The following is a 16,664-nucleotide window of genomic DNA, read 5'->3' on the forward strand; positions in this document are numbered from 1 at the left end:
GCTCACGTCACTTTAACAAAACAAAACCACCCTGGACTTCAAGTCTGGAGTGGTTTTGTTTTCTGCCCGGCCAGCCGGGCAGCCAGTTTAAAATTCAGAAACTATTTGTGATGCTTTACATTCCGGAGATCACTTCAATGGCTTTTTCCAAAGTCCTGTCCCTGTGCTCCGGGTTATGCTCCATATCTTTTATTTCCTCTTCCGTAGGCGGGGCTACATAGACATCGGGCTCTATCCCTATGCCTTCGATCACTTTCCCGGAAGCGTCTTTGAAAGCCATTAAAGGCATATAAAATGACATAACTCCTCCTACCTCTTCCGCTTGCGTACCTCCATTATATTCATCTTCGTCCGAACTTAATCCGGCAGTTGCTCCAGCGGTGTAATCCCCGATAGATTTAACATGATCTCCCTGGGATTTCAGTCCCAAGGTCGATATTTCAGCCATACTTGCGCTTCCTTTGTCTGTAAGTATGACTATGGGAATATCCTTTGGGATCCCAAAGGGATGAGGCTTGGTGTGCACGGGTACCCAGGGCGTATAATTGAACCGGCCATTCCCTTCCTTCGTCCTTTGATAACCAACCAGGGCTTCTTTGGTAACCAGCCGCTCAGTAAAACTCCTGAAATCGATAACAGCTCCTCCGCCATTCCCCCGGAGATCCAAAATGAGTTTTTTAATATCGCCACGAGTCAGCGGATTATAAAAGTTGCTGTAAAGTAGTTGTGCATCTTTATCCCTAATTTGATTGAGAAGTCTATCAAAACTCGGAAAATTGTATGCAAATTCCAGATTCCTCATCTTTTCTCCAAAATTGGAAACATAGCTTTTTGCATTTTCATCATCACCCACATCAGGGGCGTTATATTTAGAACTACTCGGTAATCCTTCTATTATTTCATCCAATTTGCCCGCTTCTTCAATGAGGGCATCAGTCAATTCTTCCGTTTGGTTAAACTGATCTATTTCACGGGCCAGAATTTCGGATTGAAGCATTTCGGTCAACGCCTCGTACCACGCATCATAAACCTCTAAGGTCCAGTCTCGAATATTTCTTCTTAATTCTTCATTTTCAATGGCGTCCAGGGATTCGTTTTCCTCCAGTTCGGAGCGGTCAATGAAGAGTTTACTCACCGGGGTATCAAGCAGCAGATCATCCTTATTTAAATCTAAAGGGAATGAAGAAGTCAAACGAAACTTGTTAAAGGTGAAATAGTAAATATCCGGATTGGATTTTAAGTTCCCTCCGTAAGCAAAAACGTTACTAATGCCGGTATATGAAAGAGAACCATTCTCCACTTTATCGGTCATATAACTCTGGGTTTCCATTTTATCATAATATAAAGGAGAGCTTTTCTTCATCCCACTATAGTAACTTTTAGTATAATTTACATTTGATGATATGGGTAAAGTAATGTCTACATAAAAGTGCTGATCGGTAATCCCATTGATGATCTCTTCAAAATAGGATTCAGCTATATCGGATTCTTCCCCGATCTCGTCATTGCTATACCCTTCCTGCTCCCAGGTTTTCAGCGCCTTAAACTTGGGAAAGTATTCCGCATAAACTTTGTCCCAGTCCAGGTTGTTACGTTCCTTCTCCTCGTAAAAATAATTATAGTTCTCATCCATAACGGTCCAGAAGACCCTAAAAAGGTCCTCATAAGATGTTATATCCTCTGATGAGTAACGCCCAGGTTCCGTGAGCGACTCATCATCCCTGCTACACGAGGAAAAGGCTGCAACCATGCACATGGCTGCACATAATCCAAAAATCCTGAAGTTAACAAAAACGGCTTTATATATCTTTTTTATCATCTTATTCTGTTTTTAAAAATTACGGGATATCCCTATATTAATCATGGAGGTTTTATGGAACATATCCCTGTCGTTTACATTATTCTTTTGCAGCCCGGACAAACCGTACAGGTACGAATAAGACGCATAGATACCGTACTTGCCGAAGGAATAACCCGCCTGGAGCTGCCCCTGAAGCCCGTAATGGATGCGGTTGAGCTGGTTTTCGTTCCGTTTAAAATCATACCTTTCCCTGACTTTTTCACTCAGCGGAAAACTTCCGTCCCATTGGAGTTCGCTAAATACTGGGTATTGCCCTTTCCGGTTCATGCTGAGCCAATAGCCCGTGTATGCCCCCCCGGCGACTCTGAGCCAAAGACCTTTTTCCTCAAAAGGATTGTTTATAAGATAGGCCCCTACCAGGACGGGGATACTCAGATAGTTGTTCCTGGATTTGGTATACCAGCCTTCCCGGCTGCCGGTGCGCTCAAACTCAAAGTTGTGCTGCATAAAGGAAACGCCCCCCGAAACAAAAAAGGAATCGTAAAACCGGTATTCCAGCGACAGGTTGGCGGCAAGCCCCCAACGGCCGTTGTACCTGGAATCCACACGGTTCGACAAATTGTAGTCCAGGCTGTTGTACGTGACCCCGGCATCGAGGTTGAGCTTCAGGTTGCCCTGGGCAACCGCTTCCTGGAGAAAAACAGCCGCTAAAAATAAAAAACAACAAAGTTGTAGATTTGGTTTGTTCATAAGTGTTACATTTAATGTTAATGAAATGATTTAAATCGAAGCACAATGTGCCCGGATATCCTTTTTATCAAATTATCCGGACACGGAATATTATCGTTATACTATTTGTTTACCATTCCCACTCTCCGAAAGGGTACAATTCGCCAATAAAGGTTTTATCGGTATCGGATAATTCGGTATTCCAGCCTATTTCAAAATCGCCTGTGGTCAATGCGTTATCTACGGAATAATGCATAATGGACAGGGGATCATATTCGCTGAATTGTGACTCCGATTTCGATATGGGCGAGAAAAGGTTAAGATCTACCTTTTCACGGGACCAGTAGTTAGGGGCCCCACTGTAATATTCATATACCTTGGGCTTATCCCAGGGAATATCCACTTCGGGATGTTGGTGTTCATGATTCAATCCTAGTGCATGCCCGAATTCGTGAATGGTTGTACGACTGAACTCCTTATCACTTGTCTTATCATCAAACCATCCGAGGTTCATGGTTTCCTGGTTTTTGAAAAACTTAGCATCGGTCCCTATATAGGAGTAGGACCCTTTTCCTGCTTTAAAGGTTACCCTGATATCTGCCTCCCCCTCGGTAACAAATTTAAACCCGATATTGGCATACTTCGTCCATTCCCTGGCGTATTGTTCTACCTTTTCCCTTACATACCGGGAAGCAGCCGTATCTAATTTCACCGTAATTGTACTACCTATGGGCCAGACCTTTTCGGTCATCGCTACCGCTCTCGGGGTTACGCCCTCCGGGTAGACTTCATGACACATCCTTATCCCGGCCCGTTCTTCGGCACTGAGCACAGGAGTCCCTTCTCTGTTGTTTACGCCTTCACCTATCTCATCCTCTGTACTACAGGATATAAAAACCAGGGATAAAATCAGCGCTAATAAAAATGGCCTTTTCATAAAAATAAAGTTCAGATTAATAAAAAATTGAATATGCTCATGTGAAGAGGAGGATTTTACCAGTTCAGAAAAGCGGGTTTCCCCCTTCTTCTATTCTATATATTCCAAAAGACCGGAAACGGGTGACAAACAATTAACTTTTTCTTAACGATAAATTTACACGACAGATAATTAATTACTTGAAATTGTAATGGTAAGACACTTTTAGAAGCTAATGACTCAACATGTGCAACAGTGAAATTTACTTTTAATACATGAACAAACTCAGATGATTTATGACTGTGTTGTCTAAGTTTAAGAAACTGCTTAAATTTTATCCCTTCGATAAACTCAGGACATCGCCTTTGGTTCTTTTACGTGCCACTCCGCCACCTGGCCCCTTCACTAAAAACAGCTACCAGCTGTTTTCTTAGCGTTCGGTCCTGCCATATTTCAGGTGTTTTTCGGTCCGTAGCTATGGCTATGCACCTCAAAATACCTTTATCTGACGAAAAAATACACTATAAAATATTCCAAAAACAAAATTTAAACAGTTTCTAAGACTCATTCCCGGTACAAAGACAAGCACATTTATCAGACTTACCCCTTTTGTATGCCCTTTAATTAATTGTCTGCAGAAGATAATTCCGCCAATTAATGGAAAGAAAAGATGTGCTGCGAATCAGAGACTCCCCGGAAAGAAAAACTCAGGTAAGTCATTTCAAACTACCTGAGTTTTTAGTTTATTGCCATATCAGAAAACGATTTTTGAAAGAGGCTCCATTGTTACTATACTCACTCTCCTAAGTCAGCATTAATTAAAGCCTTGGAAGAATCGAAATATAGTACTAATCGCCTATCTGTATTGGACAGATATAAAACCTGATAATAGGCATAGTTGAACCCTTTTATGGATCCCTCTTCACTTTCTACCTTTTTACCCAGAAATTTTAAATCCGTCAAAGTAGTCGTTCTATCAGGGCCATGTGGTATAACACTTTTGGTTTCCACTATCTTGTCTCCTATTTTAAAGGTCTTATCCCCATCAATACCTAATAATACCGCATTGGTACTAATATCTAAACTTACAATTTTGTTGTCAATAATATACACTTTATTCCCGTTGTAAGTATATATTTTTCCTTTCTTATTGTCCATTTCAAAAAAGTAATCTTCGGTGTCACTCGGTGCACCAAAAACCTGGGTTGCCCTGGATATATCATCATCAAGATAAACTTTAGTCCGAGAGTCCGATTTCGTAAGATAAGCAGTGTTAATTTCTATCGTTTGTGCACTTACTGATAGACCAATTAATACTAACATTATAAAATAAAAAAATGTTTTCATAAAAGAATATATTTCATTATTGATTTTTATAACCCGAATTCCGCAATTTATATAATAATTTATCGGCAAGAAAAAGTTCCCGTCCCGGTTGTTTTATTAAAAGTTGTAGCTATGTATGGGTCCGGGCTATGGAATCGCCATCTTCATTTCCTGCCTGTATGTGTACATGAGAAACCAGTTACGAACCATGAGGTTTTCTTCGGTGAGGCCATAATTTCCTTATACTATTACGGTGCAGAACAGCAATAGGAAGAAAGGTATTTTTTATTTTTTTCTGTTAATAATGTTAGGCTAAGGTTATTATAACGGGAATGAAAATTAGTTCGTCTAATTCTCCAGAGTAATGGAAACAAACCTGGTTATTTTCCACAATTCAATAATTTCATTGATCCCTATACGCACATTTTTTTTCAAAAAAGAATTGGTCCCGACATGAACAAGGATGTTTTCAGGCTCCTTTGTAATGATCTCTCCCGCTAAAACACCTTGATTCCGGCTTACAACGACATAACTTTTCCCTATATCCAAATTAGCTTCAACTTTGATCTGCTCACCTATGGCCAATTCAATATTCCTCAATGGAGAAACGATTTCAAAAGCCCTGAGATTCTTGTTAAAAACAAAGGGAAAGCTATATGAAGGCAAATTCCCGATAAAACTGTTATCTCCTGCCATTAAAACATATTGATACTGGAGTTCTCTCGGAACTACAAGAATCTTATTAAGTTCATCTCTCCGGCCGACTTCTTTATTATCAAATATTACATTAAGATCAATATTGAGAGATATACATTTAATTATCAACGAATTATAATCCATACTTCCTCTCATTTTCCATGTTGATACGGTGTTAGGACGAACACATAAAACTTCCGCAAGTTCTTTATCGGATTTTAATTCTAGCATGTGCTTGAATCTTTTGATAATAGCCTTTACATCGAGTCTTTTATCCTCACTATGATTATCCATATAAATTGTTTTTTGCTGGTATTCCGGCATCCAAACGACAAGGACATTGTACACAAAACAGGAATATCATTTCTGCTTGATAAACCTGTTACAAAAAGCTGACAAGCAACTATATATCAGCTTTATAAATACCAGAAATAATCCACATTATCTCTTTAATAACCTGACTTCTTCCCAGATAAATTCCGGGTTGTCCTGAAAGTACTCCCTAAAACAATACGGTCCACTTTCCAGATCTCGACGATCTCTTTGGTAAACATGACAATTTCCCCCTGTCCCTCAATCGACCCACCATCATTCATAAGGTAAATAACCTTCGGGTGGGTACTCAATCTTACTCTTCCTATATATATACCGTGAATTTTATTAACAAACACATAAACATCCCCTTCTATCAAATGCCTGATATGCCTAACAAATTCCCCGATAACATAAGAATCCTCCTTACAGAGAGAGAACAACGAAAAACCAGTGGTTTCAAAGGCCCTTATACTTCCTTTTGCAGAAGAAGAAAAGTTATGCCTGGGCATCTGGTCGATAAGGTCTTTCTTATACTTGCCGGATGCATACTCAAACTGATGCTTCCGGGGGACCAGGACGACATCGGTATCGATTCCCGATGCCGATGTATGTGAAAACAGGAAATTCAAATCCAGCCCGTATTTCCTGCCTGTAACTACTAACAATTCATAATCCAGTATATTATACTTTCTCCAGAACAATATCCTTTCGGAATAAATCCCCAGAATATCCGCAAGTTCTTCATCCGAATCCACTCCCAAACCACTTTTAAGTCGTCTGATAATTTCTCCTGAATCCTGTTTAATCTTCATCGTATTTCACCAATTTAGTCCGACCGGATCGCCCTCTGCAAAGTCAACAACTTTGGGATAAACCCACGAAGCATGAGACGGAAAAACTAAAAAAACCAGACACATCCCGTTGTTATCGGGATGGAGCATCTTAAATTTCCTTTAGCGAGTCAATCGAACCACTCTTTTTTCTTAGCCAGTTTCTTGAGATTGGAAATGGCATAATGCATCCTCCCCAGGGCTGTATTAATGCTCACCCCGGATTTTACGGATATTTCCTTAAAGGTCATATCCTGATACAACCGCATAGCAAGAACATCCTGCTGGGCACGCGGAAGTTCCCCGATCATTTCGTGTATATCTTCGTTGATCTGGTCCCGGATCAGGCATCCTTCTGCATTCATCGTATTATCTCCGAGGGTGTGAAATGTATTGGCATCGCCCTGCGCGTAAAGACTGTACATACGTTTATTTCTCCTGAAATTATCCATAACCAGGTTATGGGCTATTTTCAGCACCCAGGACATCAGCTTTCCGTCTTCCCTGTACTGTCCTCCGTTAAATGCCCTGATGACCTTAACAAAGGTCTCCTGAAAAATATCCTCGGTAAGGTCCTTGTCATTAACTTTGTGATAAATAAAACCATAGATAATATCTGAATGGCTTTTAATAAACTTTTCCAATCTTTTCCGGTCATCCAAACAAGCTTGTGACCCCTCGTTCCGAGTTCTCTCCTCGTTCATCTTCAATCCTTTATTTTTCGTTCTTTCTCCTTCCGGGACCACCTCAAGAGGAACATCCGGAATCTCAATACAATCATTTCTGTAAAATCAATTCAGAGGGCAGCATTTTTACGTGCTATCAATTAACCACCCTCCGAACCAGAAAACTAACTCAAACTAAATCAAACAATAAACTCATTTATACTTTTTTATCCAAGCGTACCTGCGGGAACAACCTGCATCAAAGTCATTACGACAAAATCAATCCGGAAAGCGGCCATTTTAAACCGTATTCATTTTTAAAATCTTACCACCTCCCGGATCAAAACCTAAACACCAACTAAATCAGATAATAAACTCGTCTTAAGTTATTATAATTTGCTGCAAAACCCTCTTTTGCACCCATATTTCGTCTTTTTCTCACCCCATAGCTTTGGCTATGTGGTTCCAAAAAGTCTTCATCTGGGCATAAAATAGTGGTTTTTCGCCTAAATGAAACAACTCAAGACGAGTTCAATGAAAAACTATATATTGTGTTCCGAAAACTGTTTAAATCATTCCTGTGAAATCAATCCGGGAGGCCGTATTTTTAATACCAAAACAACCTAAACCGCCCCCCAAACTGACTTCCAAACTAAACTAACTCAATAATGAAAAAACAGCTAAATCGTTTAAACCTTCCAATTAACATAAATCATGTTTCAGCACGCCGGCTTGTTTTCTTAGCGCCCGTTGTATTACATTTTAACGATCATAAATTCACTTCTCCGGTTCAGCCAGTGCTGTTCTGCCGTACAACCTGTGCCGTCAGCGCATTCGTTGACCGGTTCGGTTTCTCCATAACCCTTTCCACTGATCCTGTTCCTGGAGATCCCTCCCTTGTTGACTATGTAATCCACGGTAGCCACAGCCCGGCGTTCGGATAGTTCCATGTTATACTGGTCATTTCCCCGGCTGTCGGTATGCGACCGTACCTCGATCACCATACCCGGATGCTGTTGCATCGCAGCGATCACTTTCCCCAGTTCTATTTCCGAATCCTTCCGGATACTGTACCTGTCAAAATCAAAGTAAATGGGCTTTAACCCCAGTTTTTTCGTGAGGTCATCCCCGTCAGTTACCGGAATGTCCTCCTTATTAAGTTCTGCCAGCAATTCCTTTTTATCACCAATCTCCAACTTTGTGACAAATTCTTCATAGGATTGATATTTATCCTTTTCAAAACGCAGGTTATAGTTTTGCCCGGCCAGCACCTCCACGCAGAAATCACCTGCATCATCAGCCAGCAGGTTCTTTAGCTTCCTGTTGTTTTCGTCATAGATGGTAATACTGGTCCCGGCCAGCGCTTCTTTGGTCAGGCTGTCCCGCACATGTCCGCAAAGTTCCGCAGCGATGGCTATCGGGTTGTTTTCTACAAGGATATATATATTATCGCCGCCTGATTCCCCGTTCCTGCCGGAAGAAAAATAGCCTCTCTTTGTACTGTCATTGATAATATATCCAAAATCGTCTGCCGGGGAGTTTACCGGTTCCCCTACGTTGACCACCTGGTAATTTCCGAAAGGGTCCCTGACCGCTGCAAAAATATCGAGTCCTCCAAAACCGGGATGGCCGTCGGAAGCAAAGTACAGCACCCCGGAATCGCTCATAAAAGGAAAAGTCTCCCTGCCCCGGGTATTTATAGCGTCCCCGAGGTTCTGAACAGGCCCGAAACTCCCGTTATCACGGATCTCCACTACAAACAGATCAGACAGCCCCCTGGTCCCCGAACGGTCGGACACAAAATACAAATGCCTGCCGTCCGGGCTCAGGGCCGGGTGAGCGGATGAGTAATCGTCACTGTTGATACTCAGTTCCTCTATGGCCTTCCATTTGCCATCCATAAAAGAAGCCCGGTAAATCTTCAGGTTATTGGTACCGTCTTCTCCCTTTTTATACTTGCCGGGGATAAAATTATTCCGGGTAAAGTACATGGTCTTCCCATCTTTGCTGACGGCGGGAGTGGATTGGTGATATTTGGTGTTGACATCTCCGCCGAGTTGTTCCGGGGATTGCAGGGTACCATCTTCACCGGGTGTCGCCTTATACAGTTTTAAAAACGGCTTCCCGTTCCACTCATGGGTACGCTTTATAAAAATTCCTTCATCCCGGGCCGAGGCAAAAAGGATTTCCCCTTCCGCGCCGAAAGCGGTCCCAAAATCGGCTTCATCACTGTTCACCCCAGCATCGGTAATATCGTAGCGGCCCGAAAACTTCCGGATACCGGCCAGTTCTTCCTGTAAATATTGCCTTTGCCCTTCAGGCTGGCCGACCAGTTCGTAAAACCGGGCCAGTGTTTTCTCCGCTTCCTCATATTTTCCGGCAGCCTTTAAACATTGGGCATACCTGAAGTAATATTCCGGGCGGGCCTCCTTCTCCAGCGCAAGCATCTTCCCGTAATATGCTTCTGCTTTGCCGTATACGGCATTGAAATAATAGGTATCTCCCAGCTTACCGTAAATATCCGCCGATTCATACCCCTGGTTGATGAGCCGCTCATAGAGCTCACTGGCTTTGATATAGGCAAATTTGTCGTAATCCGTATCCGCCTTTTTTTTCCTGGCTTCCTGGGCATGCAATACCCCGCAGGTAACGAGTAATACAAGTATGAGTAATTTTTTATACATATGTTGTAATTTGTCGTATTAGACTAAAAAAACCTGGGGGAACGCATCCTGTTCCGTCCCGAGGAAATAAACTCAAACCGGAGAAATATCTCATGGGTCCCCGAATTGTAATTGCCCAGCCGGGAGGTATCGAAATCATAGGCATACCCTACCATAAAATTATTACTAACCTGGAACCCTGCTAATGCACTTACTCCTGCATCCCAGCGATAGCCGGCCCCCAGGGTCAGGCTTTCGTTATAGAGAAAATTGGCAGAAAGGTCCACAGCCAAAGGCGCCCCGGATACCGCTTTGACCAAAGCCGCTGGTTTAAACTTCCATTGATAATCCAGGTCAAAAACATAGCCTCCCATCAGGTAAAAGTGCATTTTCTCCCTGGCTACCGATTGCTGGATATCGTCATAAAAACGGGTTTCCAACAGGGCCGGTACGGACAGCCCTACATACCAGTGATCGGAATGCAGGTAGGCCCCCGCCCCTATATTGGGTGAAAACCGGCTCAACCTCCCGCTGAGTTCCGGGTCCGGGTCGTGAACATTCAGTTTATCATAGTTGACTTCAAGAAAGCTCCCCCCAGCCATGATACCCAGGTTCAACCAGGTCCAATGGTCCAGTTGCAGCTTATAGGAAAAGCTGGCATTGACATAGGTATCCCGGGACGGGCCGATCTCGTCATTGATAACCGACAGGCCCAAACCGTGCCCCTGGGGACTAATGGGAGAATGAACGGACAACTGGGCTGTTTTGGGCGCCCCGTCGAGCCCTACCCATTGTGAACGGTACAGTCCAAAAATATTCAGCGCTCCCCGGGTCCCGGCATAGGCCGGGTTTACGGTCATGGTGTTATACATATACTGGGTGTATTGCGATTCCTGTTGCCCGTAGGTAAGAAACGACCCCAACAACCCCAACACGATTATGATTCTCTTCATCTCTCTTGTTTTTTTATCTGTTCCACGGTTTATTATAGTCCTTCGGATATTAATTGATATACAGGTAACCCGACCGGTCTTTGGCCCGACCGTCTTCTGACTTGTATTTCAGGATATAGAAATAAGTTCCCGTAGGCAATAACTTTCCCTTGTTTATCGTGGCACGTCCCCGGGAATACCCATTGAAACGCACATCGGTATTGTTATATCCTTTAGCCTCGTAAACCAGTACCCCCCAGCGGTTATATACCTCCACGGTATTGTCCGGGTAGTGCTCTATGCCTTTGAGGTAAAAGAAATCGTTCTTACCGTCACCGTTGGGCGAGATGCCGTTGTAGACTTCCAGGCTGTTGTCGGGTTTTTCTTCGTCCAGCACTTTGGCCAGGGTGAAAATACCGTAACCCGATACGGCCGTGGTGACCATTTGTTCTTCGTGGTTTTCCACGCCGCCTTCATCGACCCACAGCCCTTTGGCGCCATCCCAGCGCACAATGTGTATGGCCTTACCGTCTTCTTCGCTTAAGAGCTCCGCCGGGGTGGTCTCTTCATGCCAGGTGAGGCTGAGTACCATATCGGACGTTCCGCCGGTTCGGTTGATCTCCCAGTATTCTTCGTTATCTATAAATACGATCCGCTCTTCTTTATTGAAATGCGAATGGCGTGCATCGGAATTTTCCAGGGTATAGTTCGAGGTAAAATACCCTTCGATATCTGAAAGGCCCGAGGCGGAGGCTCCGCGGTAATACCCCCCGTTCCCTACGGGATAATCAAAAGGGGCATCGCCGGTTTTGCGGACCTGCCCATCCACAAAACTGCGGTCCGAAACCTGTTCGTGCGAGGCTTCCGGGCCGAAGTCCACCAGGCCGCCGCCGGAGCGGTTATACACTATACCGTCGACAAACTGTGCATTGCCGTTTACGGTGATGTCGCCGGAAAGTCGGAAAGCCGGTTGTGTGGCGGGGTTGTCGAAACGTACGCCAAAAAACTCCGAAAGGCCTTCCCCGGAGATATCCTGCGCCCCGTACATGCCTTCGAAACGGACCAGGCCGGTAGCCTGGCCGGGGCTGAAACTCAGCAGGCCGTCATTTTTGAAATGGCCGTAGACGAAGAACTCCCCGTCGTTGATCATATCGCCACCGGCCCTGTTGTCAAAATCCCCGAGCGTGGAGACCTGCGTGTCCGGGGCGATGGTAAGCGCTCCCGTATTGACGGTCTGCCCGCATACATAGGAAGCCACGTGCAACACCGTAAGGACACTTATTATTTTTATCGTAGTCATTTTTTCCATAGGAAACAGCTATCGCGTTATCATTATATTTTTAAATCTTATTGACCGTTACGTTGGTTACATGTCCCGTACCCGTGCCTCCCGTTTCATCTTTCATTACTGTTGCCGGGTCACCAGATGAAGCAGTAAAACGAATCTGATACCCTGCCGAAGGGACTACAACCAACGTTGTGTTCAGCACATCGCCTATATGTTTAAAGATTATTTTAAACATGTCGGTTTCATTTTTTCTACTGATTTGTGGCAGCCTGCACCTTTATGATGCTTAACAGTCTTTCCCTGTATTTTTCATTGCTCTGCACCTGCTCTGCGATCTCTGCATAACGCTCCGAAGTAAGGCCGTTCTCTTTTAAATAACCCTGCAACATGTCCTGTTGCTCTGCCTTTAAACGGTCTACCTCTGCCGCTATCTTTTTGTATGCGGCCAGCTCTTTGCCGGTAGCGTCAACTTCATTTATGGGGCTATCCATGTTGTATTGGATTTCGTTGAACCTTTCCGGGGTTAAACCTTCTGCGCGTATGACCTGTACCAGCTCGTCCCGCATTTTGGAACCCGACCGCTGCAATTCCCCGATCACGGCAACAAAACTGTTAAACTCCGCTTCGCTTATCTTTGCGGCCTTTTCCTGTGCGAAAAGGCTGCTGCTTATAAAGCATACAATCAAAAACAGATTTCTTTTAAGTATTCTTTTCATGTTATATATTTTTAAAAAACCCAACTCAATTTATACAAGGCCTTCCCGGGCTTTAATCCAGTTCAGGCCTGATCATCGCATTTGATATAATACAATTCCTGATTCCGGCACCAATGCGTAAAACCGCCGGGTCTGACGCTATATCCAGACATTCCCCTCCTTTAGACCGGGCAATAAGCCGGTACCGGTAACCATTTAGTTCCGATGAAATTCCGGACAACTCCAAAGAAGTTGTTTTTACCCCGCTGTAATAGCTGCCATTTTCCAGGTCTGTCCATTCATCGCCCGTATTGACCTGCCACCGATACCGAAGGTCCGACATCACTCCCGCGGGAAAAATCAGTTCTGCCGAAAAATTTCCGGAATCCCCTTCTGTTACTTCAAGGTCCTGGGGCTGTGGATCAAATGCTACATTTTCTACGGCTGGATAATAATCAGAAAGAATATTGTATATTTTAATTTCATTGGCCAGCGTAAACCCGAGCCCGATAGTTTCATAATAGCCTATTTCAATCCTGTTCCACTCTGCAGCAGGGGTTACGGCCATGATACGCCGGTCGCCATAAAACCCCAGGTCCAGTAAAAGAGCCCTGGTAATGGGCTGGTCCAATACCACGCGGTCACCGTCGAACAATTGTATATAAAACCCGGAAAAAGACACATTGACATTGGCCCATTGAGACCCTACATCCAGATAGACGGTTTTTCCGGCAGGAAATTTTTGTTCCCCGCGCCTGAAAGCTTTCAGGTCCATTTTACATCCACCACCGCTAAGACCTACGGACGCTCCCAAAAGCCCCGGGTTTATATAGCCGTACGTATCGCTTTCGCAATCTGCCATATGGCTGGGGTTACCTACTTTCGAACCCAGGCGGGTGGTACATCCCGTTGAAGCTTCCCAAGGTGGCCAAAGTACAATCCCCTTATAATAGTCATCAAACCCGTCGAAATCCATTATGGTACCACATCCGAGGTCCCCGGGCAATACGACATCGCATTTCCCCGGAATAACAGCTATTTCATTTACCTTTAAGCCTGCCGCATCCGATTCTTTGTAAAAGCACCCGGCTTTATTACCGGATTCGGCAATAAGCCGGTACCGGTAACCGTTTAATTCCGGGGAAACACCGGACAGCTCCAGAGAAGTTGTTTTTGTACCGCTGTAATAGCCGCCGTCTTCCAGGTCTGTCCACTGGTCGCCCGTATTGACCTGCCACCGGTACTGAAGGTCATCCGGCGCCTCACCGGGAAAATCCAGTGCTGCCGAAAAATTTCCGGACTCCCCTTCTGTGACCTCCAGGTTCCGGGGCTGGGAGGTAAACGTCGCATCCATATACCCTGCAGCAGGATAATATTCGGAAAGGATATTGTATATTTTAAGTTCATTGGCCAGCGTAAACCCGATCCCGATAGTTTCATAATATCCTATTTCAATCCTGTCCCACTCCGCAGTGGGGAGTACGGCCATAATACGCCGGTCGCCAAAAAGCCCCAGGTCCAGTAAAAGGGCCCTGGTAATGGGCTGGTCCAATACCAGGCGGTCACCGTCGAACAATTGTATATAAAACCCGGAAAAAGACGCATTGACATTGGCCCACTCGGACCCCACATCCAAATGGACGGTCTTCCCGGCGGGAAATTTTTGCCCGTCATTCCTGAAGGCTTTTAAATTCATATTACATCCGCCGTCGAAACCTACTGACGCCCCTAAAAGCCCCGGATTTATATAACCGTAGGTATTACTTTCGCAATCTGCCATATGACTGGGGTTGCCTACTTTCGCCCCTATTCGGGTTGTACATCCCGATGAGGGTGGCCATAATTGAAGTCCTTTATAATATTCATCAAATCCGTCGAAATCCATTATCGTACCACATCCCAGGTCCCCCGGCAAAACCTGCCTGCATTGCCCCCGGGCTATGTTTGCCGAAACCGTCAACCCTAAAAGCAATAGCACAATATGTTTAATCAGATGATCTCTCATTTTTTTTGTTTAAAGTCCGTTTTATCCACAAATCCGTTCATATACCGCTGCCTATTTAATGGCAAAAACAATATTTATAAATGAACAGTCCGTCGCCGCAGCAGTAACATCATAGGTCATTACTCCATTGGCATCGATAGAAATGTTGCTAAACACATCCGGATCGTAATAGGTAATATAATAGTACAGGTCCGTGGCTTCCGGAAAAGAAGGGATGGTTGCCGGGGCACCCGTACTGCTTGCCGTAGTATTGGGGTCTGACATGGAGAACTGGTCTTTATATAACTGGTAGAGGTTTTTCGTTTGACCGGCAGCATCTTTCGAGGTATCAAAATTAATGGCAGGCATATAGAAAAAACGAACTACGTTTCCGCTTATACAAACCCAGTCCGGCGCAGCGGATGTTCCCACGTTCTGACTGATACACTGACGATCGGTATCAAACACGAGCAAACCATTTGCCGGGCTTTCAATAGCATTCCGCTGTGCTGATGTCATCCTGGGGATTAACACACCCTTATCAGCACTCGTGACATCCAATTGTGAACTTGCGTCCGGTGTAGTTGTGCCGATGCCAATCCCCGGTTGCTGGGCATATCCGGTTGTAAAAACAACCCCAAACAATATGATTAGTGCAATTCTTTTCATGTATATATGTATTTTTTCTTTTAGACTTTTTTATAATAAGCCTGCCGGCATTGGTGTTTTAATGCCTGCCGACAGGCTCGTACACGGGCAACTGTGTTACTGTTTAAAAAGTTTTTCCAAACGCTCCAGGCGTTCATTCATTTCCAAGGTCGCTTTTTTCAATTCCTGTATTTCCCGGTCTTTTTGATCCAATACTTTTTGCTGCTCAATGGTATGCAGGTACAACTCTTCTACCTTTTCCAGCAACTGCACGGAAAGTTCCGTAGGGTTGATTACATACTCCCCTTCCCGGTTCTTCATCAGGGCATCGATCTTCGCAATGCCCGGAAGGTGACGGTTGGTATTGATATAATCTTCAACTTCTTTCAGCGATTTGAAGGCATAGTTACTGTTCAGGACAGACTCCCCTTCAAAATAATCTTCAAACACATAATCGGCATAGATGGAAGACGTGGTGAGTATGGACCCGTTAACCGCCAGGACTACGTTCGCGTTCTCCGTGCCCAGCATGTTGTCCGTACCGATACCCACTTTACCCATCTGGTAAATGTCCTGATCGTTATCGGTGGCTTTGTCAGCAGAGCCCTGTACTTGCCAGGGTTCCGTGGCACCTATATCAATAACAGCATCTTCGCCTTCTTCATTGGTATAGGTATACGTGCCGTCATTGTTGTTGACCAAAGTGGTGATCGTTTCGTTGGCACGGACCAGTTCTTCCAGGTTGATGCTCTGGCTTTCCCCGTTCTCATCCACATAGGTGAACTCCTGTGTCGTACCGTCATAGCTGACATTACCGGCGGACTGGTCGATCAGGTTCGTGATGCTTTCATACACATCCCCCGACCGGTTCGTGATCTGCTCGATGATATCCGAAGGTACATCCACCAAGGTCGCTTCGCCTTCTTCATTGGTATAGGTGTACGTGCCGTCATTGTTGTTCACCAGGGTCGTCACAGACTCGTTCAGGCGGATCAGTTCTTCTATATTTAAGGTCTGGACCTCCCCGTTCTCATCCACATAGGTAAACTCCTGCGTCGTGCCGTTGTAGCTGACATTACCGGAAGACTGGTCGATCAGGTTCGTGATGCTTTCATATATATCTCCTGACCGGTTCGTGATCTGCTCGATGATATCCGAAGGTACATCCACCAAGGT

The 16,664-nt window shown here is 44.6% G+C and carries 14 protein-coding genes and 1 pseudogene; all 15 read right to left on the reverse strand.

Features of this window, described 5'->3' with window-relative positions:
- Positions 1-115: 115 nt before the first annotated feature.
- On the reverse strand, positions 116-1,819 hold the full coding sequence (locus ACVBDU_RS19870; RefSeq protein ID WP_123217853.1) for a S41 family peptidase: 1,704 nt from the start codon (positions 1,817-1,819) through the stop codon (positions 116-118).
- A gap of 12 nt (positions 1,820-1,831) precedes the next feature.
- The gene (locus ACVBDU_RS19875) at positions 1,832-2,551 is read right to left on the reverse strand and encodes an outer membrane beta-barrel protein (RefSeq protein ID WP_447181450.1); all 720 of its coding nucleotides are present in this window, start codon (positions 2,549-2,551) and stop codon (positions 1,832-1,834) included.
- A 109-nt stretch (positions 2,552-2,660) separates the two neighbouring features.
- On the reverse strand, positions 2,661-3,467 hold the full coding sequence (locus ACVBDU_RS19880) for a M12 family metallopeptidase (RefSeq protein WP_123217855.1): 807 nt from the start codon (positions 3,465-3,467) through the stop codon (positions 2,661-2,663).
- Positions 3,468-4,241: 774 nt separating this feature from the next.
- On the reverse strand, positions 4,242-4,793 hold the full coding sequence (locus tag ACVBDU_RS19885) for a hypothetical protein (protein WP_447173846.1): 552 nt from the start codon (positions 4,791-4,793) through the stop codon (positions 4,242-4,244).
- Positions 4,794-5,120: 327 nt separating this feature from the next.
- The gene (locus ACVBDU_RS19890) at positions 5,121-5,762 is read right to left on the reverse strand and encodes a helix-turn-helix domain-containing protein (RefSeq protein ID WP_447173845.1); all 642 of its coding nucleotides are present in this window, start codon (positions 5,760-5,762) and stop codon (positions 5,121-5,123) included.
- A gap of 155 nt (positions 5,763-5,917) precedes the next feature.
- A complete protein-coding gene (locus ACVBDU_RS19895; RefSeq protein WP_447173844.1) occupies positions 5,918-6,595 on the reverse strand; it encodes a helix-turn-helix domain-containing protein in 678 nt (225 codons plus the stop codon).
- Between the two features lie 149 nt (positions 6,596-6,744).
- Positions 6,745-7,317 (reverse strand): RNA polymerase sigma factor, encoded by a 573-nt coding sequence (locus ACVBDU_RS19900; RefSeq protein WP_447181451.1) that lies wholly within the window; start codon positions 7,315-7,317, stop codon positions 6,745-6,747.
- Between the two features lie 716 nt (positions 7,318-8,033).
- The gene (locus ACVBDU_RS19905) at positions 8,034-9,962 is read right to left on the reverse strand and encodes an OmpA family protein (RefSeq protein WP_447173842.1); all 1,929 of its coding nucleotides are present in this window, start codon (positions 9,960-9,962) and stop codon (positions 8,034-8,036) included.
- Between the two features lie 23 nt (positions 9,963-9,985).
- A complete protein-coding gene (locus ACVBDU_RS19910) occupies positions 9,986-10,894 on the reverse strand; it encodes a PorP/SprF family type IX secretion system membrane protein (RefSeq protein ID WP_447173841.1) in 909 nt (302 codons plus the stop codon).
- A gap of 49 nt (positions 10,895-10,943) precedes the next feature.
- On the reverse strand, positions 10,944-12,173 hold the full coding sequence (locus ACVBDU_RS19915) for a T9SS type B sorting domain-containing protein (protein ID WP_447181452.1): 1,230 nt from the start codon (positions 12,171-12,173) through the stop codon (positions 10,944-10,946).
- Between the two features lie 40 nt (positions 12,174-12,213).
- Entirely contained in the window at positions 12,214-12,396 is a 183-nt protein-coding gene (locus ACVBDU_RS19920) for a hypothetical protein (RefSeq protein WP_123217862.1), read from the reverse strand.
- 16 nt (positions 12,397-12,412) lie between these two features.
- On the reverse strand, positions 12,413-12,877 hold the full coding sequence (locus ACVBDU_RS19925) for a hypothetical protein (RefSeq protein ID WP_123217863.1): 465 nt from the start codon (positions 12,875-12,877) through the stop codon (positions 12,413-12,415).
- Positions 12,878-12,929: 52 nt separating this feature from the next.
- Positions 12,930-14,861: a hypothetical protein gene (locus ACVBDU_RS19930; RefSeq protein ID WP_123217864.1), complete on the reverse strand. Its 1,932-nt coding sequence runs from the start codon at positions 14,859-14,861 to the stop codon at positions 12,930-12,932.
- A 51-nt stretch (positions 14,862-14,912) separates the two neighbouring features.
- Positions 14,913-15,509: a phage tail-like protein gene (locus tag ACVBDU_RS19935; protein WP_123217865.1), complete on the reverse strand. Its 597-nt coding sequence runs from the start codon at positions 15,507-15,509 to the stop codon at positions 14,913-14,915.
- Between the two features lie 96 nt (positions 15,510-15,605).
- A pseudogene (locus ACVBDU_RS19940) lies at positions 15,606-16,664 on the reverse strand (hypothetical protein); the annotation flags it as partial.

It is taken from the genome of Sinomicrobium endophyticum (assembly GCF_052983315.1).